Origin of the sequence: Actinoplanes sp. NBRC 103695, from assembly GCF_030269485.1 — a bacterium.
Classification (GTDB): domain Bacteria; phylum Actinomycetota; class Actinomycetes; order Mycobacteriales; family Micromonosporaceae; genus Actinoplanes.
This window is the reverse complement of record NZ_BSTL01000014.1, coordinates 258,872-280,940: the sequence shown is the minus strand read 5'-3', so window position 1 is coordinate 280,940 and position 22,069 is coordinate 258,872. Positions and strand designations below refer to the sequence as shown.

At 71.1% G+C, this 22,069-nt stretch carries 19 protein-coding genes and 1 pseudogene; 15 read left to right on the top strand and 5 right to left on the bottom strand.

All coding sequences use genetic code 11. The features are described from left to right. Positions 1-103 precede the first annotated feature (103 nt). Both QSK31_RS26210 and glgC read right to left on the bottom strand, forming a co-directional pair. The gene (locus QSK31_RS26210; protein ID WP_285686985.1) at positions 104-280 is read right to left on the bottom strand and encodes a hypothetical protein; all 177 of its coding nucleotides are present in this window, start codon (positions 278-280) and stop codon (positions 104-106) included. A 504-nt stretch (positions 281-784) separates the two neighbouring features. Then, positions 785-2,020 (bottom strand): glucose-1-phosphate adenylyltransferase, encoded by a 1,236-nt coding sequence (gene glgC / locus QSK31_RS26205; RefSeq protein ID WP_285686983.1) that lies wholly within the window; start codon positions 2,018-2,020, stop codon positions 785-787. A 59-nt stretch (positions 2,021-2,079) separates the two neighbouring features. Here glgC and glgA point away from each other — a divergent pair, with 59 nt between their 5' ends. After that, complete coding sequence (gene glgA, locus QSK31_RS26200; protein ID WP_285686982.1) at positions 2,080-3,282, top strand: glycogen synthase; 1,203 nt, start codon at positions 2,080-2,082, stop codon at positions 3,280-3,282. On the opposite strand, the gene QSK31_RS26195 is transcribed toward glgA, so the two are convergent. After that, a complete protein-coding gene (locus tag QSK31_RS26195; protein WP_285687015.1) occupies positions 3,264-4,151 on the bottom strand; it encodes an NAD(P)/FAD-dependent oxidoreductase in 888 nt (295 codons plus the stop codon). The genes glgA and QSK31_RS26195 overlap by 19 nt on opposite strands. Positions 4,152-4,215: 64 nt before the next feature. Here QSK31_RS26195 and QSK31_RS26190 point away from each other — a divergent pair, with 64 nt between their 5' ends. Then, positions 4,216-5,826, top strand: a complete 1,611-nt coding sequence (locus QSK31_RS26190) for a glycoside hydrolase family 10-like protein (RefSeq protein WP_285686981.1) — start codon at positions 4,216-4,218, stop codon at positions 5,824-5,826. Here QSK31_RS26190 and QSK31_RS26185 read toward each other — a convergent pair. Beyond that, positions 5,798-6,832, bottom strand: coding sequence for an LLM class flavin-dependent oxidoreductase (locus QSK31_RS26185; protein ID WP_285686980.1), 1,035 nt, complete (start codon positions 6,830-6,832; stop codon positions 5,798-5,800). The genes QSK31_RS26190 and QSK31_RS26185 overlap by 29 nt on opposite strands. A 19-nt stretch (positions 6,833-6,851) precedes the next feature. Further along, a complete protein-coding gene (locus QSK31_RS26180; protein ID WP_285686979.1) occupies positions 6,852-8,486 on the bottom strand; it encodes an ABC-F family ATP-binding cassette domain-containing protein in 1,635 nt (544 codons plus the stop codon). A gap of 109 nt (positions 8,487-8,595) precedes the next feature. Here QSK31_RS26180 and QSK31_RS26175 point away from each other — a divergent pair, with 109 nt between their 5' ends. From QSK31_RS26175 to QSK31_RS26115, 13 genes and pseudogenes are all read left to right on the top strand, one after another. Next, a complete protein-coding gene (locus QSK31_RS26175; protein ID WP_285686978.1) occupies positions 8,596-10,020 on the top strand; it encodes a sigma 54-interacting transcriptional regulator in 1,425 nt (474 codons plus the stop codon). Positions 10,021-10,023: 3 nt separating this feature from the next. Next, positions 10,024-11,991, top strand: coding sequence for a vWA domain-containing protein (locus QSK31_RS26170; protein ID WP_285686977.1), 1,968 nt, complete (start codon positions 10,024-10,026; stop codon positions 11,989-11,991). Between the two features lie 250 nt (positions 11,992-12,241). Then, a pseudogene (gene clsA / locus QSK31_RS26165) lies at positions 12,242-12,835 on the top strand (cardiolipin synthase ClsA); the annotation flags it as partial. A gap of 341 nt (positions 12,836-13,176) precedes the next feature. After that, a complete protein-coding gene (locus tag QSK31_RS26160) occupies positions 13,177-14,073 on the top strand; it encodes a DUF881 domain-containing protein (RefSeq protein ID WP_285686976.1) in 897 nt (298 codons plus the stop codon). After that, complete coding sequence (locus QSK31_RS26155) at positions 14,070-14,402, top strand: small basic family protein (RefSeq protein WP_285686975.1); 333 nt, start codon at positions 14,070-14,072, stop codon at positions 14,400-14,402. Before QSK31_RS26160 ends, QSK31_RS26155 begins: the two co-directional genes overlap by 4 nt. A gap of 581 nt (positions 14,403-14,983) precedes the next feature. Next, positions 14,984-15,808 carry a DUF881 domain-containing protein gene (locus tag QSK31_RS26150; protein WP_502873010.1) on the top strand — a complete coding sequence of 275 codons (825 nt, stop codon included), beginning with the start codon at positions 14,984-14,986 and terminating at the stop codon, positions 15,806-15,808. A gap of 36 nt (positions 15,809-15,844) precedes the next feature. Beyond that, the gene (gene gcvH / locus QSK31_RS26145) at positions 15,845-16,225 is read left to right on the top strand and encodes a glycine cleavage system protein GcvH (protein ID WP_285686974.1); all 381 of its coding nucleotides are present in this window, start codon (positions 15,845-15,847) and stop codon (positions 16,223-16,225) included. A 188-nt stretch (positions 16,226-16,413) separates the two neighbouring features. Beyond that, positions 16,414-16,866: an oxoglutarate dehydrogenase inhibitor Odhl gene (gene odhI, locus QSK31_RS26140; RefSeq protein ID WP_285686973.1), complete on the top strand. Its 453-nt coding sequence runs from the start codon at positions 16,414-16,416 to the stop codon at positions 16,864-16,866. Between the two features lie 35 nt (positions 16,867-16,901). Next, the gene (gene ftsR / locus QSK31_RS26135; protein ID WP_502873009.1) at positions 16,902-17,603 is read left to right on the top strand and encodes a transcriptional regulator FtsR; all 702 of its coding nucleotides are present in this window, start codon (positions 16,902-16,904) and stop codon (positions 17,601-17,603) included. Positions 17,604-17,711: 108 nt separating this feature from the next. Further along, positions 17,712-18,176 (top strand): bifunctional nuclease family protein, encoded by a 465-nt coding sequence (locus QSK31_RS26130; RefSeq protein ID WP_285686971.1) that lies wholly within the window; start codon positions 17,712-17,714, stop codon positions 18,174-18,176. A gap of 130 nt (positions 18,177-18,306) precedes the next feature. After that, a complete protein-coding gene (locus tag QSK31_RS26125) occupies positions 18,307-18,864 on the top strand; it encodes a MerR family transcriptional regulator (protein ID WP_285686970.1) in 558 nt (185 codons plus the stop codon). Positions 18,865-18,880: 16 nt separating this feature from the next. Continuing rightward, positions 18,881-21,139 (top strand): ATP-binding cassette domain-containing protein, encoded by a 2,259-nt coding sequence (locus QSK31_RS26120; RefSeq protein ID WP_285686969.1) that lies wholly within the window; start codon positions 18,881-18,883, stop codon positions 21,137-21,139. A gap of 239 nt (positions 21,140-21,378) precedes the next feature. Then, the gene (locus QSK31_RS26115) at positions 21,379-22,059 is read left to right on the top strand and encodes a helix-hairpin-helix domain-containing protein (protein WP_285686968.1); all 681 of its coding nucleotides are present in this window, start codon (positions 21,379-21,381) and stop codon (positions 22,057-22,059) included. The last annotated feature ends 10 nt before the right edge of the window (positions 22,060-22,069 follow it).

Sequence of the window (22,069 nt, the reverse complement as noted above, 5' to 3'; positions counted from 1 at the left end):
AGGTTGGGGCTGCCCGCACGAACCCAGAGATCACGGAGGGAACGAGCGAAGTCGCTGACCGAAGCGGCGGCCCCGGGACGGACCGGTCTGGTGGCCATCGTCCTCAACCACGCGTGACGCGGCCGACCGCAGCGACGAGTCCTGCCACGCTGCACAGGGCGACCGTCGGGTCGGCGCCCCGGTCGACCAGCATCACCACGGTGATCAGGACGATTGTCAAGGGCAGGGATCGGTCATGGTACGGCGATCTGTGCCCGCAGGTTTCCTCGATCATTGCCACGGCGTCTCCCTTGAGAGCGTCTAGGTTTCGATACGGCTGATCCCCGTGCGACGGCGGAATCGTTCGCCGGTCGTGCGAGTGGAGCCCGTGGCAAGTTAACGAGAACGACGAGTACGTCCGCAACATCCCGGCCTTCAAGGTTGTTACGGGTTGACTGTCGATCATTCGGACGACTTTCGAACGGCGGCCCCGAGTTTCTCAGCGGCGGCCGGAAAGCCCTCGAATGTGCAGGTCGGCGGGATTCTTGTGCCGCCGGACGATCTTTGAACGCCCCACCGTTCACCGAAAGGATCCGGTGCGGTGCGGTGCGGAGCGTCCGGCCTCACCCGTCGGTGGCAGTTCGACTGCTCTCGCACGCCCGCAAACCGCAAACCGTTCGTTCAGCGTATGCGGCAAAGGGCCGTCGAAATCGACGAACAGCAACGAGTGCGCTGTCTCGGAAGTCGACGGCCCGGCACGCCCGGACGGGTTCGAAGGCGGGGCCTCGAACCACGAGGGCAGCGGCTAGAGCTCGACCTGCTGGCCCTTGCCGATGACGACCACGCCGTTGTCGGAGACGGTGTAGAACTTGCGGTCGCGGTCCAGGTCGACGCCGATCTGGGCGCCCTCGGGGACGATCACGTTCTTGTCCAGGATCGCGTTCTTGATGACCGCGCGGCGGCCCACCTGGACGCCCTCCATCAGGACCGAGCCCTCGACGTGCGCCCAGGAGTTGATCCTGACGTTCGGGGAGACGATCGAGCGGTCGACCAGGGAACCGGAGACCACCACGCCGGGGGAGATCATCGATTCGACGGCGCGACCCTGGCGGTCGTCGTACCCGTGAACGAATTTCGCCGGCGGCCACGAGCCGTAGTTGGTGTAGATCGGCCACTCGTGGTTGTAGAGGTTGAAGATCGGGAGGGTGGCGATCAGGTCCATGTGGGCTTCGTAGAACGAGTCCAGCGTCCCCACGTCGCGCCAGTAGCCGCGGTCGCGGTCGGTGCTGCCGGGGATGTCGTTGTCCCGGAAGTCGTAGACGTTCGCCTCGCCCTTCTCCACCAGCATCGGGATGATGTTGCCACCCATGTCGTGCTTGCTGTCGGGGTTCTGCGCGTCCCGCGTGACCGCCTCGCACAACGCCCGCGTGGTGAACACGTAGTTGCCCATCGACGCGAAGATCTCGTCCGGCGCGTCGGGCAGGCCGTCGACCTCGGCCGGCTTCTCCCGGAACGCCTTGATCCGCCGCGGGCTGGCCGGGTCGACGTCGATGACGCCGAACTGGTCGGACATCGATTTCGGCTGCCGGATGCCGGCCACGGTGACCGCCGCGCCGGACTGGATGTGCTGGTCGACCATCTGCTTCGGATCCATCCGATAGATGTGGTCGGCGCCGAAGACGATGACGTAGTCCGGGTTCTCGTCGTTGATCAGGTTGAGGCTCTGGTAGATGGCGTCGGCCGAGCCGGCGAACCAGCGCGGGCCGAGCCGCTGCTGGGCGGGCACGGGCGTGACGTAGTTGCCGAGCAGCGTCGACATCCGCCAGGTCTTGGAAATGTGCCGGTCGAGGGAGTGCGACTTGTACTGGGTCAGCACCACCATCTTGAGGAACCCGCCGTTGGCCAGGTTGGAGAGCACGAAGTCGATCATGCGGTAGATGCCGCCGAACGGGACGCCGGGCTTGGCCCGGTCCGTGGTGAGGGGCATCAGGCGCTTGCCTTCGCCACCTGCCAGAACGATCGCGAGCACCTTGACAGCCATGGTGGGAACGCTACTTTTTGCGCTGCGCGAGCGCCAGCCGAAGCGACTAAGTTGAGGTCGTGACCTCCCAGAATCTGCGAGTGGACCTGATCAGCCGCGAGTACCCGCCGGAGGTCTACGGCGGGGCCGGCGTCCACCTCGAATACCTGGCCCGGGACCTGCGGCCGCTGGCTGACGTGCGCGTGCACTGCTTCGGCGGCAAGCGGGACGAGCCCGGCGTGACCGCGTACCCGGAACCGGCCGAACTGGCCGGCGCCAACGCCGCGCTGCGCACCATGGGCGTCGACCTGGCCATCGCCGCCGGGTGCGAGGGCGCCGACGTCGTGCACAGCCACACCTGGTACGCCAACTTCGCCGGCCACACCGCTAAGCTCCTGCACGGCGTCCCGCACGTGGTCACCACGCACAGCCTCGAGCCGCTGCGCCCGTGGAAGGCGGAACAGCTCGGCGGCGGGTACGCGCTGTCCTCGTTCTGCGAGCGGGTGGCGATCGAGAACGCGGACGCCGTCATCGCGGTCTCGGCCGGCATGAAACGGGACGTCCTCACGGCGTACCCCTCGGTTGACGAATCGAAGATCCGGGTCGTCTACAACGGCATCGACACGGAGCTGTACCGCCCGGACCACGGCACCGACGTGATCGAGCGGCTGGGCATCGACCCGAGCCGGCCCAGCGTGGTGTTCGTCGGCCGGATCACCCGGCAGAAAGGCCTGCCCTACCTGCTGCGCGCCTGCCACGACCTGCCCGCCGAGACGCAGATCGTGCTGCTGGCCGGCGCGCCGGACACACCCGAGATCGCCGCCGAGGTGGAGGGCCTGGCCATCCAGCTGCGCAACGCACGCGACGAGCGGGGCGTGATCTGGGTGCAGGAGATGCTGCCCAAGCACGAGGTCATCCAGGTGCTCACGCACGCGACGGTGTTCGTCTGCCCGTCGATCTACGAGCCGATGGGCATCGTCAACCTGGAGGCGATGGCCTGCGAGACCGCGGTGGTGGCGACCGCGACCGGCGGCATCCCCGAGGTGGTGGCCGACGGCGAGACCGGCGTGCTGGTCCCGATCGATCAGGTCAGCGACGGCACGGGCACGCCGATCGACCCGGACCGTTTCGTGAACGACCTGGCCGCGGCGCTGACGGCGGTCATCGAGGACCCGGCCCGCGCCAAGGAGATGGGCCTGGCCGGGCGGCGGCGCGCGGTGGAGAAGTTCTCCTGGGCGACCATCGCCGAGGACACGATGGCGGTCTACCGCAGTTTGCTCTGACCAATGATGTCGTGCGCGACCGCCCGGCCACTGAGCCAGGCGGTCTGCACGCGCGGCTTGCCGAAGGCGTCGCCGCAGACGTAGAGGTCGCCCTGGCGGTGGAAGAGCTCGTCGCCGCCGGGCAGCGGTTGCGCGAAGGTCCAGCGGTGCACGCGCACGGATTCGGCGGGCGGCAGATCGAGGAGCTTGCGCACGGCCGTCTCCAGCTCACCCGCGGCCGCGAGCGGATCGCCCAGCCGTGGCCGCGCGAAGTCCCCGGTCGAGTGCGCGACCAGCACCGGCGCCCCGTCGCCGCGGCGGTCCCCGTCGTCACAGACGGTGGCCAGCACCGGGTGCTCGTTGACGAACATGCCGTGGAAGTCCGGCCAGACCCGCTCACGGAAGGTGAGCACGGCGGTTAGGACAGGAGACCATTCCTGGAGTACGCCCACAGCGGCGATCCGCTCGGCCTGCGGCGCCGGCATGGCCAGCACCACGGCATCGGCCTCGGGCAGCGCCCGCACCTCGTGCTCCAGGGTGACGTCCAGTTCCCGGGCGAGGTCCTCGGCGAGGCTGCGCAGCCCGCCCGGCGCCGACCAGCGCACCGGCCCGGTCGTGGTTTCCCGTCGGCCGGCCGTGTCGACACTGAACGTCTCGGTCCACGGGTGCGCGAGTCCCGCCACCCGCCAGCTGTCCAGCCGCCCCTGGAAGGAGGGGGCGTCCGCGGTGACGTAGGCGGCGCCGACGTCCGCGTACCGGTCATCGAATCTCTTGCTCGCCAACCTGCCGCCGACGACCCTGCCGCGCTCCACCACCTGGGCCGGAATCCCCGCGTCCACGAGCTCTCTCGCGCAGGCCAGACCCGCTATGCCCGCCCCCACAACGATCACCGTCACGTCCGGGACTCTACGGCCTCTTCGGGGCCGTTCGTCCCGGCAAGGCACACTGGGCCCCATGCGTCTGCGCCGACCGCCATTGAAGATCACCGCGATCGTCGTGGTTGCGGTGATCGCGATGGCCGCGATCGCGGTGGGTCTGATCAGAGCCGCCACGTACGACCCACCCTCGGCTCCGTTCGTCGAACCGGCCGCGGTCGGACCCGCCACCGGCGTCACCGGCCGTTGCGCCGGGGTGCCGGTGCAGGCGACCCGGGAGCTGCGCGGCATGTGGCTCACCACGGTGACGAACATCGACTGGCCCAGCCGGCCCGGCCTGCCCGAGGCGCAGGTGAAGAAGGAGTACCTGGACTGGCTGGCGCTGGCCCAGGCGCAGAACCACAACGCGATCTTCGTGCACGTCCGGCCCAGCGGCGACGCGTTCTGGCAGTCGGCGTACGCGCCCTGGTCCGAGTGGCTGACCGGCAGACGGGACGGCAAGAGCCCCGGCTGGGATCCGATGGCCTTCATGATCGACGAGGCGCACCAACGCAACCTGGAATTCCACGCCTGGTTCAACCCGTACCGCGGAACCCAGCCCGGCCCGAAGGGCCCCGGCGCCGACTTCGCCAAGCTGGCGCCCAACCACCCGCTCATCAAGCACCGCGAGTGGGCGCTCTCCTATCCCAGGGGCGAGCGGGCCCGCCTCTACTTCGACCCGGGGATCCCCGAGGCGCGGCGCTTCGTCGAGGACTCGATGCTGGAGGCGGTCAAGAAGTACGACGTCGACGGCGTCCACTTCGACGACTTCTTCTACCCGTACCCCGAGGCCGGCCAGGACTTCCCCGACAACGCCAGCTTCGCCAAGTACGGTGCCGGCCGCAGCCGGGCGGCCTGGCGGCGCGACAACGTGAACACCCTGGTCCGGGAGATGGACGAGCGGATCAAGCAGCTCAAGCCGTGGGTGAAGTTCGGCATCAGCCCGTTCGGCATCTGGCGCAACGCCCGCACCGACCCGCTGGGCTCCGACTCCAAGGGCCTGGAGAGCAACGACGAGATCTACGCCGACACGCGCACCTGGGTGCTCAAGGGCTGGGTCGACTACATCGTGCCGCAGCTGTACTGGGCGATCGGCTTCGACAAGGCCGCGTACGAGAAGATGCTGCCCTGGTGGTCGAAGCTGGTGAAGGGCACGGACGTGCAGCTCTACATCGGCCAGGGTGACTACCGCGTCGGCGAGAAGGGCCCGTGGAGCGACCCCGCCCAGATCGACCGGCAGCTGGCCCTCAACGACCGGTACGCCGTGCAGGGCAGCGTCCACTTCAGCGCGAAACAGCTCCGGGCGGACCGGCTGGGCTCGGTGTCCCGTTACCGGAAGGCCCACTACGCGACGCCGGCGCTCATCCCGCCGATGCGCCAGTTGCCCACCGACCCGCCGTCCGCGCCTCGGCTGGTGGCCGCCCGCAAGGCGCCGCCGGGTGGCTCGCTGGCCCTGGACTGGCAGCCCGGGGAGAAGAAGCCGGTGTCATGGGCCCTCTACCGTGTGGCCGGCGCCAACGCTCCGCTGGTGGCGACCGGCCGGTCGACGACACCGCCGGTCGCTCCCGGGCCGGGCACGTACTGCTTGAGTGGCTTCGACCGCTCGGGCAACGAGTCCCCGGTCAGCTCACCTCTGACGATCCGCCCTTAGCCCAGCCGATCGCGGGGGCGATGTGGTTGGTGATGGTCTCCAGGATGCGGGCGTTGTAGGCGACGCCGAGCTGGTTCGGGACCGTGAACAGGATGCTGTCGGCGGCCCGGACGGCCTCGTCGGCGGCCAGTTCCTCGGCGATGCGGTCGGGGGCGCCGACGTACGTGCGGCCGAAGCGTGACCGGACCCCCTCGAGCAGGCCGACCTGGTCGTCGTGGGCCTGGGCGCCGAAGTAGACCTCGTCGATCTCCTCGGTGATCGGCAGGACGCTGCGGGAGACCGACACCCGGGGCGTACGCGTGTGCCCGGCCTCCTGCCACGCCTGGCGGTAGAGGGCGATCTGCTCGGCCTGGAGCTGGTCGAAGGGCACCCCGGTGTCCTCGGTCAGCAGCGTGGAGCTCTGCAGGTTCATGCCCTGCGCGGCGGCCCACAAGCCGGTGGCACGGGTGCCCGAACCCCACCAGATGCGGTCGCGCAGACCCGGCGACTGCGGCTGGACGGCCAGGCCGCCGCTGACTCCGGTGCGGGCCGGGTCGGTGCGGGCCACCGCCGTCCCCGAGATCGCCTCCAGGAAGATCTCCGTCTTCGAGCGCGCCAGCTCGGCCGCGGTCGTGCCCTCCGGCGGGACGTAGCCGAACAGCTCGGCGCCGCGCAGCACCGTCTCGGGGGATCCGCGGCTCACCCCGAGCTGCAGACGGCCGCCGCTGATCAGGTCGGCGGCGGCGGCCTCCTCGGCCATGTAGAACGGGTTCTCGTACCGCATGTCGATCACGCCGGTGCCGATCTCGATCCGGCGGGTGCGGGCGCCGATCGCGGACAGCAGCGGAAACGGCGACGCCAGCTGGCGCTCGAAGTGGTGGACCCGCACGAACGCGCCGTCCACGCCGAGCTCGTCGGCCGCCTCGGCCAGCTCGATGGTCTGCAGCAGCGCGTCCGCGGCGCTGCGGGTCTCGGAGCCGGCCGCGTTGCGCCAGTGGCCGAAGGACAGGAAACCGATCTTCTTCACGTTTTCTGGGAACGCCGGCTCAGCCCGCGACCTTCCCGTCCGCCACCTCGAGATGCCGGGTGGTGTGGACCGCCTCGAGCATGCGCCGGTCGTGGGTGACCAGCAGGAGCGTGCCGGTGAACGACGACAGCGCCTGCTCCAGCTGCTCGATCGCGGCCAGGTCGAGGTGGTTCGTGGGTTCGTCGAGGACCAGCAGGTTGACACCGCGGGCCTGCAGCAGCGCCAGGGCGGCGCGGGTGCGTTCGCCGGGGGAGAGGGTGGCGGCCGGACGGCGGACGTGGTCGGCGCGCAGGCTGAACTTGGCGAGCAGCGTCCGGACGTCGGCGTCGTTGAACTCCGGCACCGCCGCGCCGAACGCCCTGGTCAGCGGCTCGTCACCGAGGAACAGGCCGCGCGCCTGATCGACCTCGCCGACCACCACGCCGGGGCCCAGGTGGGACTCGCCCGCGTCCAGGGGCAGGCGGCCGAGCAGGGCGGCCAGCAGGGTGGTCTTGCCGGAGCCGTTCGCGCCGGTGATCGCGACCCGGTCGGCCCAGTCGATCTGCAGCGTCACGGGGCCGAGCGTGAAGTCGCCGCGGCGCACCACCGCGTCGCGCATGCCCGCCACCACCGCGCCGGACCGCGGCGCCGCGGCGATCGTCATCCGCAGCTCCCACTCCTTGCGCGGTTCCTCGACCGTGTCCAGGCGCTCGATCATCTTCTCGGTCTGGCGCGCCTTGGCCGCCTGTTTCTCGCTGGTCTCACCCCGGTGGGCCTTCACGTGCTTGTCCGCGTCGGTGGCCTTGCGCCGCGCGTTGCGGACGCCCTTCTCCATCCAGGCCCGCTGCGTCCGGGCGCGTTCGAGCAGGTCTTCCTTCTTGTCCGAGTACTCCTCGAACTCCTCGCGGGCGTGCCGCCGGGCCCGCTCGCGCTCCTCCAGGTAGGCGCCGTAGCCACCGCCGAACAGCCGCACCTGCTGCTGCGCCAGGTCGAGCTCGAGCACCTCGGTGACCGTCCGGGCCAGGAACTCGCGGTCGTGGCTGACCAGGGCCACCCCGGCGCGCAGGCCGGTGACGAACTCCTCCAGGCGGCGCAGCCCGTCCAGGTCGAGGTCGTTGGTGGGCTCGTCGAGCAGCACCACGTCGTAGCGGCTGAGCAGCAGCGACGCCATGCCGGCCCGGGCCGCCTGACCGCCGGAGAGGGCCGTCATCGGGTGCTCGGTGGGCAGGGCCAGGCCCACCTCGGCCAGGACGGCCCCGGCACGCTCGTCCAGGTCGGCGCCGCCCAGGTCGAGCCAGCGCTCGAGCGCCGCGGCGTACGCGTCGTCCGACCCCGGTCGCCCGGCGGCGAGCGCCTCGGCGGACGCGTCCATCGCCTCCTGAGCGGGCCCCACGCCGGTCCGCCGCTGCAGGAAGTCGCTCAGCGTCTCACCGGCCCGCCGCTCCCGCTCCTGAGGCAGATAGCCGACCGTGGCGGTGGGCGGGCTCACCGTGACCGTGCCGCCGTCGGGCGGGACCAGGCCGGCCAGCGTCCGCAGCAGCGTGGTCTTGCCGGCGCCGTTGACGCCGACCAGGCCGATCACGTCACCGGGGGCGACGACCAGGTCGAGGTCGGCGAAGAGGGTCTTGTCGCCGTGCCCGGCGGCGAGGTTTCGGGCGATCATCGTGGCGCTCATGTCGGTGTCGATGTTAGTGAGCCGCGCGACCGAATTGCCTTGCCCGGGTCCTGAAACACGACCGCAGTACAGGTCGTTGTGCGCACCATCCCGGAGTAGCTTCGGTCGGGTGACAGACGCGCCAACTCCGATCACCCCCGAAACACCTACCGATCTTCCGCGCACCCTGGGCGAGCTGCGGGCCTCCGGCCACGAGTTCCGCACGGTCAAGGAGGAGCTGCGCGACAACCTGCTCCAGCGGCTGCGCTCCGGCGCGAAACGTTTCCCCGGCATCGTCGGCTACGACGACACGGTGCTCCCCGAGGTCGAGCGGGCGCTGCTGGCCGGGCACGACATGGTCCTGCTCGGCGAGCGCGGCCAGGGCAAGACTCGCCTGATCCGGGGCCTGATCGACCTGCTCGACGAGTGGACCCCGGTCATCGAGGGCTCCGAGCTGCGCGAACACCCGTACCTTCCGCTCACCCCCGGCTCCCGGCGGCTGCACGCCGAGATGGGCGACCTGCTGCCGGTGGGCTGGCTGCACCGCTCCGAGCGGTACGGCGAGAAGCTCGCCACCCCCGACACCAGCGTCGGCGACCTGATCGGCGACGTCGACCCGATCAAGGTGGCCGAGGGCCGTGCCCTGGGCGACCCGGAGACCATCCACTTCGGGCTGGTCCCGCGCACCAACCGCGGCATCTTCGCGGTCAACGAGCTGCCCGACCTGGCCGAGCGCATCCAGGTGTCGCTGCTCAACGTGCTGGAGGAGCGCGACATCCAGGTCCGCGGCTACCAGCTGCGGCTGCCGCTCGACCTGCTCCTGGTGGCCAGTGCCAACCCGGAGGACTACACCAACCGCGGCCGCATCATCACGCCGCTCAAGGACCGCTTCGGCGCCGAGATCCGCACCCACTACCCGCTCGAGGTGGAGCTGGAGACGCAGCTGATCCGGCAGGAGGCGGCGCTGGCCGCGTCCGTGCCGGAGCACCTGATCGAGACACTCGCCCGCTACACCCGCGGGGTCCGCGAGTCGCCGGCGGTGGACTCCCGCTCCGGCGTCTCCGCCCGGTTCGCGATCGCCGCGGCCGAGACGGTCGCCGCCAGCGCGCTGCGCCGGGCCGGCCTGCGTAACGAGAGCGAGGCGGTGGCCCGCGTCTGCGACACCGTGTCGGTCACGTCCACGCTGCGCGGCAAGGTCGAGTTCGACAGCGGCGAGGAGGGCCGGGAGACCGAGGTGCTCGCGCACCTGCTCCGGGTGGCCACCGCCGAGACCTTCCGGGCCCGGCTGGCCGGGCTCGACCTCTCCGGCTTCACCGACCTGGTGACCGAGGGCGCGATCATCGAGACCGGCGACCTGGTCTCGGCCGAGGAACTGCTGGCCCAGATCGGCACCGTGCCCGGCCTGGCCAAGGTCCTCGACCGCCTCGGGCTGGGCGACGCGCCCACCCCCGGGCAGGCCGCGTCCGGGGTCGAGTTCGTGCTCGAGGGCCTGCACCTGACCCGGCGGCTGGCGAAGGAGTTCACCGACGACGGCCGCACCCTCTACGGGAGCTAGCTCATGACGGGGAACAGATTCCGGTACGGGGCGTGGCGGGACGGGCCGGACCCCCTCGCCGCGCCGTACGACGTGCGCGGGGCCGTCGACGAGGTGGGCGAGCGGGTGCTGGCCGGCGAGAGCCTCCGCGACGCGCTGCGCGAGCTGTTGCGGCAGGGCCCGCGCGACGGCCGAGGGCTCGACGACCTGTACGCGCGGGCACGGCGGATGCGTCGCGACGCGCTGCGCCGGGGCAACCTGGACGGCGCGGTCACCCGGGCGCAGCAGCTGCTCGACCAGGCGCTCGCGGCCGAGCGGGAGGAACTGGCCCGGCGCGAGGACGACGACAACGCCCGGTTCGCCGAGGCGATGCTGGACAACCTGCCCCGGTCCACGGCGCAGGCGGTGCAGGAACTGTCCGAGTACCAGTGGGCCAGCGACGAGGCCCGGCAGTCGTACCAGCAGATCCTCGACGGGCTCCGGCGCGAGGTCGTCGAGCAGCGGTTCGCCGGGATGAAACAGGCTCTGCAGGGCAACGACCCGGCCGCCGAGGCCCGGATGTCGGCGATGCTCAACGACCTCAACGACCTGCTCGCCCGGCACAGCCGCGGCGAGGACACCGAGGACGCGTTCCAGCAGTTCATGGAGAGACACGGCGACTTCTTCCCGGAGCAGCCGGCGAACATGGACGAGCTGGTCGACTCGCTGGCCCGGCGGGCGGCGGCGGCCGAGCGGCTGATGCGTTCGCTCAGCCCGCAGCAGCGCGAGGAGCTAGCCCAGCTCATGGAGCAGGCGCTCGGCGACGGCCCGCTGCGCGGCCAGCTCGGCGAGCTGACCGACAACCTCCGCGCGCTGCGACCCGGCCTCAACTGGGGGCGCGGCGAGCGGATGCGGGGCGGCGAGGACCTGGGGTACGGCGACGCGACCGCCGCCCTCGGTGAGCTGGCCGACCTGGACGACCTGCTGGAGCAACTGGGCCAGCAGCATCCCGGCGCCACCCTCGACGACATCGACGTGCAGGCGGTGGAGCGGCAGCTCGGCCGGTCCGCCGCGGACGACGTGCGGCGGCTGCGTGAGCTCGAGCGTGAGCTGCGCCGGCAGGGCTGGGTGACCCGGGACGACGAGGGGCTGACGCTCTCGGCCAAGGCGCTGCGCCGGCTGGGCCGGACGGCGCTGGCCAAGGTCTTCTCCGACCTGACCGCCAAGCAGCGCGGCGAGCACGACCTGCGTGACGCCGGGGCGGCGGGCGACCTGACCGGGTCGTCGCGACGGTGGATCTTCGGCGACGAGCAGCCGCTCGACGTGGTGCGCACGATCGGCAACGCGGTGCGCCGGCGATCCTCCCGCGGGGGCACGGCCACGCTGCCGGTGCGGCTGCAGCCCGAGGACTTCGAGGTGGCGGAGACCGAGCGCCGGGCGTCGGCGGTGGTGGCGCTCTGCGTCGACCTGTCGTACTCGATGTTCGCCGACGGCCGCTGGGGCCCGATGAAACAGACGGCGCTGGCGTTGTCGCATCTGGTGGCGACCCAGTTCCCGCAGGACTCGCTGCAGATCATCGGCTTCGGGCGGTACGCGCAGACGCTGTCGCAGGCCGAGCTGGCCGGGATCGAGCCGGACATGGTGCAGGGCACCAACCTGCAGCACGCGCTCAAGCTGGCCAACCGGCACCTGCGGCGGCATCCCGGGTCGGAGCCGGTCGTGCTGGTGGTCACCGACGGCGAGCCGACCGCCCATCTGGACGACGACGGCGAGGCGTACTTCATGTGGCCGACGCTGCCCGAGACGGTGCAGGCCACGGTGCGGGAGGTCGACCAGCTGACCCGGTACGGCGCGACGCTGAACCTGTTCATGCTGGGCGAGGACGAGGGGCTGCGCCGTTTTGTGGACGCGGTCGCCAAGCGCAGCGGCGGGCGGGTGTTCAGCCCGGACGTCGAGGATCTGGGCCGGTACGTGGTGGACGACTATGTGCGGTCCCGCAGAGGGCGGCGATGATCGGTTGCGTAGGCCTGCGATCGTTGGCCCGTCGCGCGGGAGTCGGGGTTCATCGGTGAACTAGCCTCCTAGGAAGGCCATGGCTGAGGCGATTGCCTTCGATGCCGCTGGGGGCGGCGGACGGGCCATGCGCGGCAGGCTGGTTATAGTGGCTCGGCGAGTGACCGGTGCGGACATGATCCGGCCGGACCGGGCGGGGGCTCGGGTCCGGTGATGCCCGGTCCGGAGCGTTGGGGGAGAGGGAGTCGCGATGTCGCAGCAGCCTGCGCGCGCGCCCATCATCGCGTCGCGGCGCATCTGGACGGTTCCGAACGTCATCAGCTTCATCCGGCTGCTCGGCGTGCCGGTCTTCCTCTACCTGCTGCTCGGGCCGCACCACGACGTCGCCGCGGTGATCGTGCTCACGGCGGGCGGCACCACGGACTGGGTGGACGGGTGGGCGGCCCGCCGCCTCAACCAGGTCAGCCGGCTCGGTGAGCTGCTCGACCCGTTCGCCGACCGGCTCTACATCCTGGCCACCCTGATCGGCTTCACGTTGCGTGAGGTCGTGCCGTTGTGGCTGACCGTGGCGCTGCTGCTGCGCGAGGTGGTGCTCGGCGTCGGGCTGCTGGTGCTGCGCCGCTACGGGTACGGGCCGCCGGCCGTCCACTACGTCGGCAAGACCGGCACGTTCGTGCTGCTCGCGGCGTTCCCGATCGTGCTGCTGAGCCAGGCGCTGCCGGACTCCGAGTACTGGCTCGGGCCGACCGGATGGGGGCTCATGTGGTGGGCGCTCGCGCTCTACTGGGCGGCCGCCGTCTTCTACTGGGTCCAGACGATCTCCCTGGTCCGCGCCGAGCGCGCCGGCGGCGGCAGCGACGGTTCCGTGCCGTCCGGCCCGGCTACGCGGTCCGCACCGGCCACGGAGTCCGCCCCGGCCACGGCAGGGCTGCCCGCGGCAGACGCCGCCGGCTCCGCGGCGGCCAACAACGACGGCGCAGGGGCCAGACACGGCGTTGCGGCGGCCGGGAGTGAGGGCGCGGCGGCCGGGATCGATGGCGCTGGGATCGATGGCGCTGGGAGCGGTGGCGCGGCTGGGACCGGCGGCGAGGTTGTCGGGAACGGTGAGGGCGTGCCGGCCGGGGACGGCGACGGCGCGGCCGGGACCAAGGGCGCGCGGCCGGACGGGCCCGCGACGGTTGCCGGATGACGGCCGCCGGGGGCGGGGAACGGCGGACCTTCACGCCGGACTTTCTGACCGAGTTGTTCCGGAATCCACTCGACCCCGGCTATGCGGACGCCGCGGCGCGTAGGGCGAACGGCGAGGTGCCGTCGGAGGGCGCGCGCAAGACCTACCGCGTGATCATGGCGGTCACGCTGGTCGCGCTCGGTGTGCTGCTGGTGATGGCGTACCGGCAGACCGTCGAGGACGAGCCGGCCCGCACGCGAGCCCACGACACCCTGGTCAACCAGGTGCAGGACCGCCGCTCGGACACCGGTGAGCTGCAGGAACGGGCCGACTCGCTGCGTGCCGAGGTGGCCCAGCTGCGGGAGAAGGAGCTCGGCGGCGCGGCGGTCGCGCGGCTGCGTGACCTGGAGGCGGCGACGGGGCTGGCGCCGGTGCGGGGCAGCGGCGCCCGGGTGACGCTCGCCGACGGGCCGACCACGATCAACCCGGTGACCGGCGAGCGCCGGACCGAGGCGCAGGTCAAGGACTCCGACCTGCAGCTGGCGTCGAACGCGCTGTGGGCGGCGGGCGCGGAGGCCATCGCGATCAACGGGGAGCGGCTGACCGCGACGTCCACGATCCGGCAGGCGGGCGAGGCGATCCTGGTCGACTTCCGGCCGGTGACCTCGCCCTACGAGGTGGTCGCGCTCGGCCCGGACGATCTTGCCACCGACTTCCGTCAGGGCTATGCGGGGCGGTTCTTCCAGGAGCTGGTCAACCGGTACGGGATGTCCTTCGACTCGGCCGAGGTCGACGACGTCACGCTGGAGGCGGCCACCGAGCTCAAGCTGCGGGTGGCGAAACCGGCCACCCCGCCGCCCGCGCCCTCCGATCCTTCCTACCTGTCACCCTCCCCGTCGGAAGGCGGCCGATGATCGCCGTACTCGCCCTGATCGCCGGTGTCGTCCTCGGCATCGTGTTCCACCCGACCGTGCCTCCCGGCCTGCAGCCGTACCTGCCGATCGCGGTGGTGGCGGCGCTGGACGCGGTGTTCGGCGGGGTGCGCGCCCAGCTGGACGGGATCTTCGACGACAAGCAGTTCGTCGTGTCCTTCGTCTCGAACGTGCTGGTCGCCGGCCTGATCGTCTATCTCGGCGATCAGCTGGGCGTGGGTGGGCAGCTCTCCACCGGCGTGGTGGTGGTCCTGGGCGTCCGGATCTTCGGCAACGTGGCCGCCATCCGCCGGCACCTCTTCCGGGCCTAGGTGTCATGACCGAGCGCGACGACACCCCCGAAGCCAAGCCCGTGCCGGGTACGCCGGCCGGCGACATGCCGCTGGCCGGCCGGATGCCCGCCCTGCCCGGCGAGCAGCGCGCGTCGATCCGCCCGGATCCGTCCGCGACGCCGGACGGCACCCGGGAGCGGCCGGAAGGCGGCACCGGGGAGCGGCCGGAAGGCGGCACCGGGGAGTCACCTGCCGGGGGCGGAAAAGATGATCTTGCTAACAAGTCGACGGTCTCGCTGAAGCGGTCCGAGATCGTCCCGGACCCTGACCCGGACCTGGATCTGGACCCGGACCTGGAGTCCGACCCGGACAACGAGCCGACCAGGCCACTGCGCCGGCCGATGGTCGACAACGGCGGTCAGACCCAGCGCCTCGTGCCGCCCGCGGCGGCCGAGGACGAGCCGGCCGTCGTCACGCCGCCGGCCGTCGTCACGCCGCCGGCCGGGGACAAGACCGTTGAGCTCGGGGCGGACGCGGCGAAGGAGCGACCCGGCGACAAAGCGGAGGCCGCCCCGGCGACGGCGGGTGCCGAGCCGGTCGCGGACCAGGCCGGGCGGGACGTGGCCCTGTCACCTGAACCGGTGAACACCGTCGAACGCGCCGGCCACGCCGGGAACGGGGACGCTGTGCCCGTACCCGGAGAGGGAAGGACCACCGGGGAGCCGGAGCCGACCGGCAGCGCGGTGGTGACCAGGCTGCGGGGGAAGTTGACCTCGGGGTCGGCGTTGATCGCGGTGCTGCTGGCGCTGTTCGGGTTCACCCTGGTGGTCCAGCTGCGCAGCAACAACACCGATGAGGGGCTGGCGTCCGCGCGGCAGGAGGACCTGGTGCGGATCCTCTCCGACCTGGAGGCGCGGGACACCCGGCTGCAGGCCGAGATCGCCACGCTGGAGAACTCGCAGCGGCAGCTGACCTCGGGTGTGGCGGGGCGGCAGGCGGCGCTGGCCGAGGCGGACAAGCGCGCCGAGGAGCTCGGGCTGCTCGCGGGCACGCTGGCGGGGCGCGGGCCGGGGCTGCGGATCGAGATGGTCGGCGTGAAGGCCTCCGGCGTGCTGAACGCGGTGCAGGAGCTGCGCGGCGCCGGTGGTGAGGTCATGCAGATTCAGGGGAGCGGCGGGCAACCGGTGCGGATCGTGGCGTCCACCTTCTTCGTGGACGCGCAGGAGGGCGGCATCAGCGTCGACGGGGTGCGGGTGGCCGGGCCGTTCGTCCTGTTCGTGATCGGGCCGTCGGCGACGATGGAGACGGCGCTCAACATCCCGGGTGGGGTGGTCGCGTCCGTGGAGGGTGACGGCGGTAGCGTGAACGTCGAACGCCGCGAGGTGGTCGAGGTGACCGCCAAGCACAAGACGACGACCTTGCAGTACGCACGACCGGTCTCCTGACCGGGATCCTTTTCTGGTGTCACTACGGAGGAATGCGTGATTCCTGAGGACCTGCGCTATACGTCCGAGCACGAGTGGGTGGCCTCGGACGGCAGCGGGCCGGTGCGGGTGGGCATCACCCACTTCGCGCAGGACGCGCTGGGCGACATCGTCTATGTGCAGCTGCCCGACGAGGGCACCGAGGTCCAGGCCGGTGATTCGATCGGCGAGATCGAGTCGACCAAGAGCGTGTCCGAGCTCTACGCGCCGCTCGCCGGGACGATCGTGGCCCGCAACGCGACGCTGGCCGACGAGCCGGAGCTGATCAATGCGGAGCCGTACGCGGCGGGCTGGCTGGTGGAGATCGCCCCGGCCGATCCGGCATCGGTGGACGCGTTACTGGACGCGGCCGGATACCGCGCTCTGACCGAGAGCTGAGTCTCCCGCGCGTCCGGTTGTCCGTCGTTGCAGGGCTGACTAGGCTCGCGTGGCACGTGTAGAACTTGTTATCTCTTCGAAACCTATAGTCGTGCGTCCGGCGTCCCGGACAGCGGCAGGGGGAGCCGCGTCCCGGTCACCTCGTGTCGCCGCCGGGCGCGACCCGCGACAGATCCGTGAGGTGGTCCATGACGCGCCCAGACGACGAGTTTCCCCCACTCGACGTCACGTCCACGCTCAACCTCGGTGCGCTCGACGAGGTGCTCGATGGGCCCGAGACCGACGTGGTTCCGAGCCGGATGTCCGGTTCGCTGCCGCCCGGCATGGCCCTGCTGGTCGTGCGCCGGGGGCCGAACGCGGGAGCTCGCTTCCTGCTGGACCACGACGTGACGACCAGCGGACGGCACCCGGACAGTGACATCTTCCTGGACGACGTGACGGTCTCGCGCCGGCACGCCGAGTTCCACCGGGACCAGGGGACCTTCACGGTGCGTGACGTGGGGTCGTTGAACGGGACGTACGTGAACCGGGAACGAGTCGAGGCCGCGACGCTGAGCAACGGCGACGAGGTGCAGATCGGCAAGTTCCGTCTCGTGTTCATCGCCGGGCCCCGGCCGGAGGGCGAGGGCGGCCAGGCGTGAGCTCGGCGGGGGCAGCAGCGCGAGACCCGGGTGCGATGCGCCCGGGCCGGGATGTCGCGCTGATGAGTATCGGTGAGGTGCTCGCTCAGCTCCGCACCGAGTTCCCCGACACGACGATCTCCAAGCTGCGGTTCCTCGAGGCGGAAGGCCTCGTCGACCCGCAGCGCACGCCGTCCGGCTACCGGAAGTACTCGCAGGAGGACGTCAACCGGCTGCGGTTCGTGCTGACCGCGCAGCGGGATCAGTACCTTCCGCTGCGGGTGATCCGTGAGCAGCTGGACAACCAGGAGGAGCTGGAACCTCCGCAGCGGCCCGCTCTGGTCGCGGTCGGGGCTTCCGGTTCGACCCGTGCCTCCGATCCCGCGGATACCCGAGTCCCGCGGGCCGAGTTGATGGAGCGCACCGGGGTGAGCGATGAGACGCTCACCGAGCTGGAGCGTGCCGGGCTGGTGACGGCCCGGCCGCCCGGCTGGTACGACGGCGACCAGGTGGTGATCGTCGAGGCGGTGGCTGGGCTCGCCCGCCACGGGCTGGAACTGCGCCACCTGCGCGCTTTCCGGGCCGGCGCCGATCGTGAGGTGGGTCTCTTCACCCAGCTCCTGGCGCCGCTCGTCCGGCAGCACGACCCCGCCGCCCGGGCCAGGGCCGCGGAGACCGCTCGCGAGTTGCAGGCGCTCTCGCAGCGGCTGCACGCCGCCCTCGTGCGGGCCGGATTGCGGAACGAACTTGGGCGCTGAACCCGGGCGGGCAAGCGGGATGGCACGGACATCGTGCGTGTACCGTGCAGGAGTAGGGCAGCCGTGGAACATGAGCGGCGACGATGACATCGACACACGGAGGCGGCGGTGCGCGAGCTGAGCGTGGTCGGGGTTCGGGTGGAGCTGCCCAGCAACCAGCCGATCGTCCTGCTCAGGGAGGTCGACGGGGATCGGTACCTGCCGATCTGGATCGGCGCGGTGGAGGCGACCGCCATCGCGTACGAGCAGCAGGGCGTGAAACCGGCCCGGCCGTTGACCCATGATCTGTTGCGGGACATCCTCGCGGCCCTTCAGCAGCCGCTCAAGGCGGTGGAGATCACCGAGTTGAAGGACAACGTGTTCTACGCCGACCTGTTGATCGGCGACAGTCTGCGGGTGTCCGCGCGGCCGAGTGACTCGATCGCCCTGGCGTTGCGGGTGGGTGCGCCGATCCGGTGCGCCGACGAGGTGCTGACCGAGGCCGGCATCGTGATCCCGGACGAGCAGGAGGACGAGGTCGAGAAGTTCCGTGAGTTCCTCGACCAGGTGCGCCCGGAGGACTTCGCCGGATAATCCGGTATGTATCAGGGCAAAGGCCCCGGTCGTCCGTACGCGGCGTGTCGCGGTATTACCTCCCTGTTTCCCGCTCGGCTGAGATATAGGCTCAGGTGGTCTCGGTAAGCGGCAGCGGGGAGGTAGTCGCATGAACGATCAGCCTCTTGCGGGCGAAGTCGCATCGGTCGGCGAGGACGGTTCCGTCGGCTATCGAGGGGTGACCGCGTGCCACGCGGTCGGCATCAGCTACCGCCAGCTCGACTACTGGGCGCGGACCACGCTGGTGATCCCGAGCATCCGGGACGCGTCGGGCTCCGGCACGCAGCGCCTCTACTCGTTCCGTGACCTGGTGGTCCTCAAGGTGGTCAAGCGCCTGCTGGACGCCGGTGTCTCGTTGCAGAACATCCGGAAGGCGATCGAGACGCTGCGCTCGCGCGGCGTCGAGGACCTGGCCGGCATCACGCTGATCTCGGACGGGACCACGGTCTACGAGTGCCGCTCGCCGGAGGAGGTCGTCGACCTGCTGCAGGGCGGCCAGGGCGTGTTCGGCATCGCGATCGGCGGCGCCTTCAAGGAGATCCAGGGCTCGCTGACCAACCTGCCCGCCGAGCCGGCGCAGCCTCAGCCGGTGGGCACGGACGCGCCGGCCGAGCCGACCGAGGGCGACGAACTCGCAGCCCGGAGGGCACGCCGCCGGGCGGGTTAGCAAGTAGGGTCGCCGGGTGACGCACATCGCCGACAACCACGATGTCATCCAGGTTCGCGGGGCGCGGGAGAACAACCTGCGCGACGTCTCGCTCGACCTTCCGAAACGCCGCCTGACCGTCTTCACCGGGGTCTCCGGCTCCGGCAAGTCCTCGCTGGTCTTCGGCACGATCGCCGCCGAGTCGCAGCGGATGATCAACGAGACCTATTCGGCGTTCCTGCAGTCGTTCATGGGCAGCCCGAGCCGCCCCGACGTGGACGCGCTGCACAACCTGAGCGCCGCGATCGTCGTCGACCAGGAGCGGATGGGCGCCAACGCCCGCAGCACGCTCGGGACCGCGACGGACGCGTACACCCTGCTCCGCATCCTGTTCAGCCGGATCGGCGTGCCCAGCGCCGGCAGCGCGATGGCCTACTCGTTCAACGCCGAGGGCATGTGCCCGGCGTGCGAGGGCCTCGGCAAGGTGTCCAGCATCGACGTGGACGGCATGGTCGACCGGACCAGGTCGATCAACGAGGGCGCGATCACGGCGCCGAACTTCAGCGTCGACGGCTGGTATGTGAAGGGTTTCGCCGAGTCCGGCTTCTTCGACCCGGACAAGCCGCTGACCGACTTCACCGAGCAGGAGTGGCAGGACTTCCTGCACCGCCCGGCGACCAAGATCAAGGTCAACGGCATCAACACGTCGTACGAGGGCCTGGTCGTCAAGATCCAGCGGATGTACCTGTCCAAGGACCGGGAGGCCGCCCAGCCGCACATCAAGGCGTTCATCGACCGCATCGCGACGTTCGCGCAGTGCGGCGAGTGCAAGGGCAGCCGCCTCCGGCCGGACGTGCTGGAGTCGCGGATCGACGGCCGGAACATCGCCGAGTGCTCCGCGATGCAGGTCAGCGACCTGGCCACGTTCCTCGCCGAGATCCGTGAGCCGTCGGTCGGGCCGGTGCTGACGACGCTGCGGCACACACTGGACTCGCTGGTCGAGATCGGCCTCGGCTATCTGTCGCTGGACCGGGAGTCCGGCACGCTCTCCGGCGGCGAGGCGCAGCGCGTCAAAATGGTCCGGCATCTGGGATCCGCGCTGACCGATGTCACGTACGTCTTCGACGAGCCGACGATCGGCCTGCACCCGCACGACATCCGCCGGATGAACAACCTGCTGCAACGGTTGCGCGACAAGGGGAACACGGTCCTGGTCGTCGAGCACAAGCCGGAGACCATCGCGATCGCCGACCACGTCGTCGACCTCGGCCCGGGCGCGGGTCCGGCCGGGGGACAGATCCAATTCGAGGGTACGGTCGACGAGCTGCGCGCCTCGGACACGCTGACCGGCCGGCACCTCGACCATCGCGTCGCTCTGCGTCCGGCTTTCCGGGAGCCGACCGGGCAGCTCACGATCACCGGCGCGACGTTGCACAACCTCAAGGACGTCTCGGTCGACGTGCCGCTCGGCGTGCTGACCGTCGTCACCGGGGTGGCCGGGTCGGGCAAGAGCTCGCTGATCCACGGCTCACTGGCCAAGCGTGAGGGTGTCGTGGTGGTCGACCAGTCGGCGATCCGCGGGTCGCGGCGGAGCAACCCGGCCACGTACACCGGCCTGCTGGACCCGATCCGGGCCGCCTTCGCCAAGGCCAACGGGGTGAAGCCCGCCCTGTTCAGCGCCAACTCCGAGGGGGCCTGCCCGAACTGCAAGGGCATCGGCCTGGTCTACATGGACCTGGCGATGATGGCCGGTGTCGCGTCGGTGTGCGAGAAGTGCGAGGGCAAGCGGTTCACGCCGCAGGTCCTGGAGTACCGGCTGCGCGGCAGGAACATCTTCGAGGTGCTGAGCATGCCGGTGACCGAGGCGCGCGACTTCTTCACCGAGAAGGCCGCGCGGGCCGTGCTGGACCGGCTGTCCGATGTGGGTCTCGGCTACCTCAGCCTCGGCCAGCCGCTCACCACGCTGTCCGGCGGCGAGCGGCAACGCCTCAAACTCGCCATCCGGATGGCCGAGGCGGCCGCCACCTACATCCTCGACGAGCCGACCACCGGCCTGCACCTGGCCGACGTCGATCAGTTGCTGGCGCTGCTCGACCGGCTGGTCGACGCCGGCAACACGGTGATCGTCATCGAACATCACCAGGCGGTGATGGCGCACGCCGATTGGATCATCGACCTCGGTCCCGGCGCGGGTGCCGACGGCGGCCGGGTGGTCTTCACCGGAACACCGTCGGACCTGGTCAGCGTCTCGGAAACGCTCACTGCCAAGCACCTCCGGGAGTACGTCGGCAAGTGATGTCGCCCGACACGCGGGACGGAATGTGACTGCGGGTATCGACGTGTGCGATCCTTCCCCGGTCTTTTCCCACCCCCTTGGTCGGCCCGGAGGTCCCCGTGTCGTTCGTCTACTCCATCCTTGCGTTTCTGATCGGCCTCCTCGTCGGGTGGCTGGTCTGGGGGAGGCGTGGCGCGAGTGCCTCGGCACCTGTCACGCCAACGCCCGAACCCGCCTCACCCGCGCCCGTTCCTTCGCCCGTGGTGACCGAGCCGGCCACGCCCGCGGCGGACGACGCGGTCTCGCCGGTGGCGGTCGCGGTGACCGAGCCGGTCGTCGAGTCGTCGCCGAAGCCGCACCTCGCCGAGGACCCGGAGCCGGCCTCCGAGCCGCTCGCCGCCGGAGAGCCCGCGCCCGTTGCTGAGCCCGAGCCCGTTGCTGAGCCCGAGCCCGTTGCCGAGCCCGAGCCCGTTGCCGAGCGCGAGCCCGTTGCTGAGCCCGAGCCCGTTGCCGAGCGCGAGCCCGTTGCCGAGCGCGAGCCGGTCGCTGAGCCCGAGCCCGTTGCTGAGCCCATCGCTGAGCCTGAGCCGGTCGCCGAGCCCGTCGCCGCCGAGCCGGTTGTCGCCGAGCCCGAGATCGCCGCGCCGGTGGTCGAGGAGCCGGTTGTCGCGGTGCCCGCCCAGCGGGTCGGCCCGGTCGACGACCTCAAGCGCCTCGAGGGCATCGGCCCCAAGATGGCCGCCGCCCTGAACGCCGCCGGCATCACCACCTACGCCGACCTCGCGGTCGCCGACGACGCCACCCTGCGATCCGCGATGGCCGCCGCCAAGATGCGCCGCCCGTCCACCGCGGGCACCTGGCCGCGGCAGGCGCAGCTGCTCGCCGACGGCGACGTCGACGGCTTCAACGCTCTCGCCCGTACGCTCAAGGGCCGTTCCTGAGGTTGGCGGG

Excerpts from the sequence above, each read along its gene's own strand:
- QSK31_RS26125 (WP_285686970.1), top strand. The coding sequence starts at position 18,307 with ATGAACGATCAGCCTCTTGCGGGCGAAGTCGCATCGGTCGGCGAGGAC.
- QSK31_RS26170 (WP_285686977.1), top strand. The coding sequence starts at position 10,024 with ATGACGGGGAACAGATTCCGGTACGGGGCGTGGCGGGACGGGCCGGAC.
- QSK31_RS26190 (WP_285686981.1), top strand. The coding sequence starts at position 4,216 with ATGCGTCTGCGCCGACCGCCATTGAAGATCACCGCGATCGTCGTGGTT.
- glgC (WP_285686983.1), bottom strand. The coding sequence starts at position 2,020 with ATGGCTGTCAAGGTGCTCGCGATCGTTCTGGCAGGTGGCGAAGGCAAG.
- QSK31_RS26155 (WP_285686975.1), top strand. The coding sequence starts at position 14,070 with ATGATCGCCGTACTCGCCCTGATCGCCGGTGTCGTCCTCGGCATCGTG.
- odhI (WP_285686973.1), top strand. The coding sequence starts at position 16,414 with ATGACGCGCCCAGACGACGAGTTTCCCCCACTCGACGTCACGTCCACG.
- QSK31_RS26160 (WP_285686976.1), top strand. The coding sequence starts at position 13,177 with ATGACGGCCGCCGGGGGCGGGGAACGGCGGACCTTCACGCCGGACTTT.
- ftsR (WP_502873009.1), top strand. The coding sequence starts at position 16,902 with ATGCGCCCGGGCCGGGATGTCGCGCTGATGAGTATCGGTGAGGTGCTC.
- QSK31_RS26180 (WP_285686979.1), bottom strand. The coding sequence starts at position 8,486 with ATGAGCGCCACGATGATCGCCCGAAACCTCGCCGCCGGGCACGGCGAC.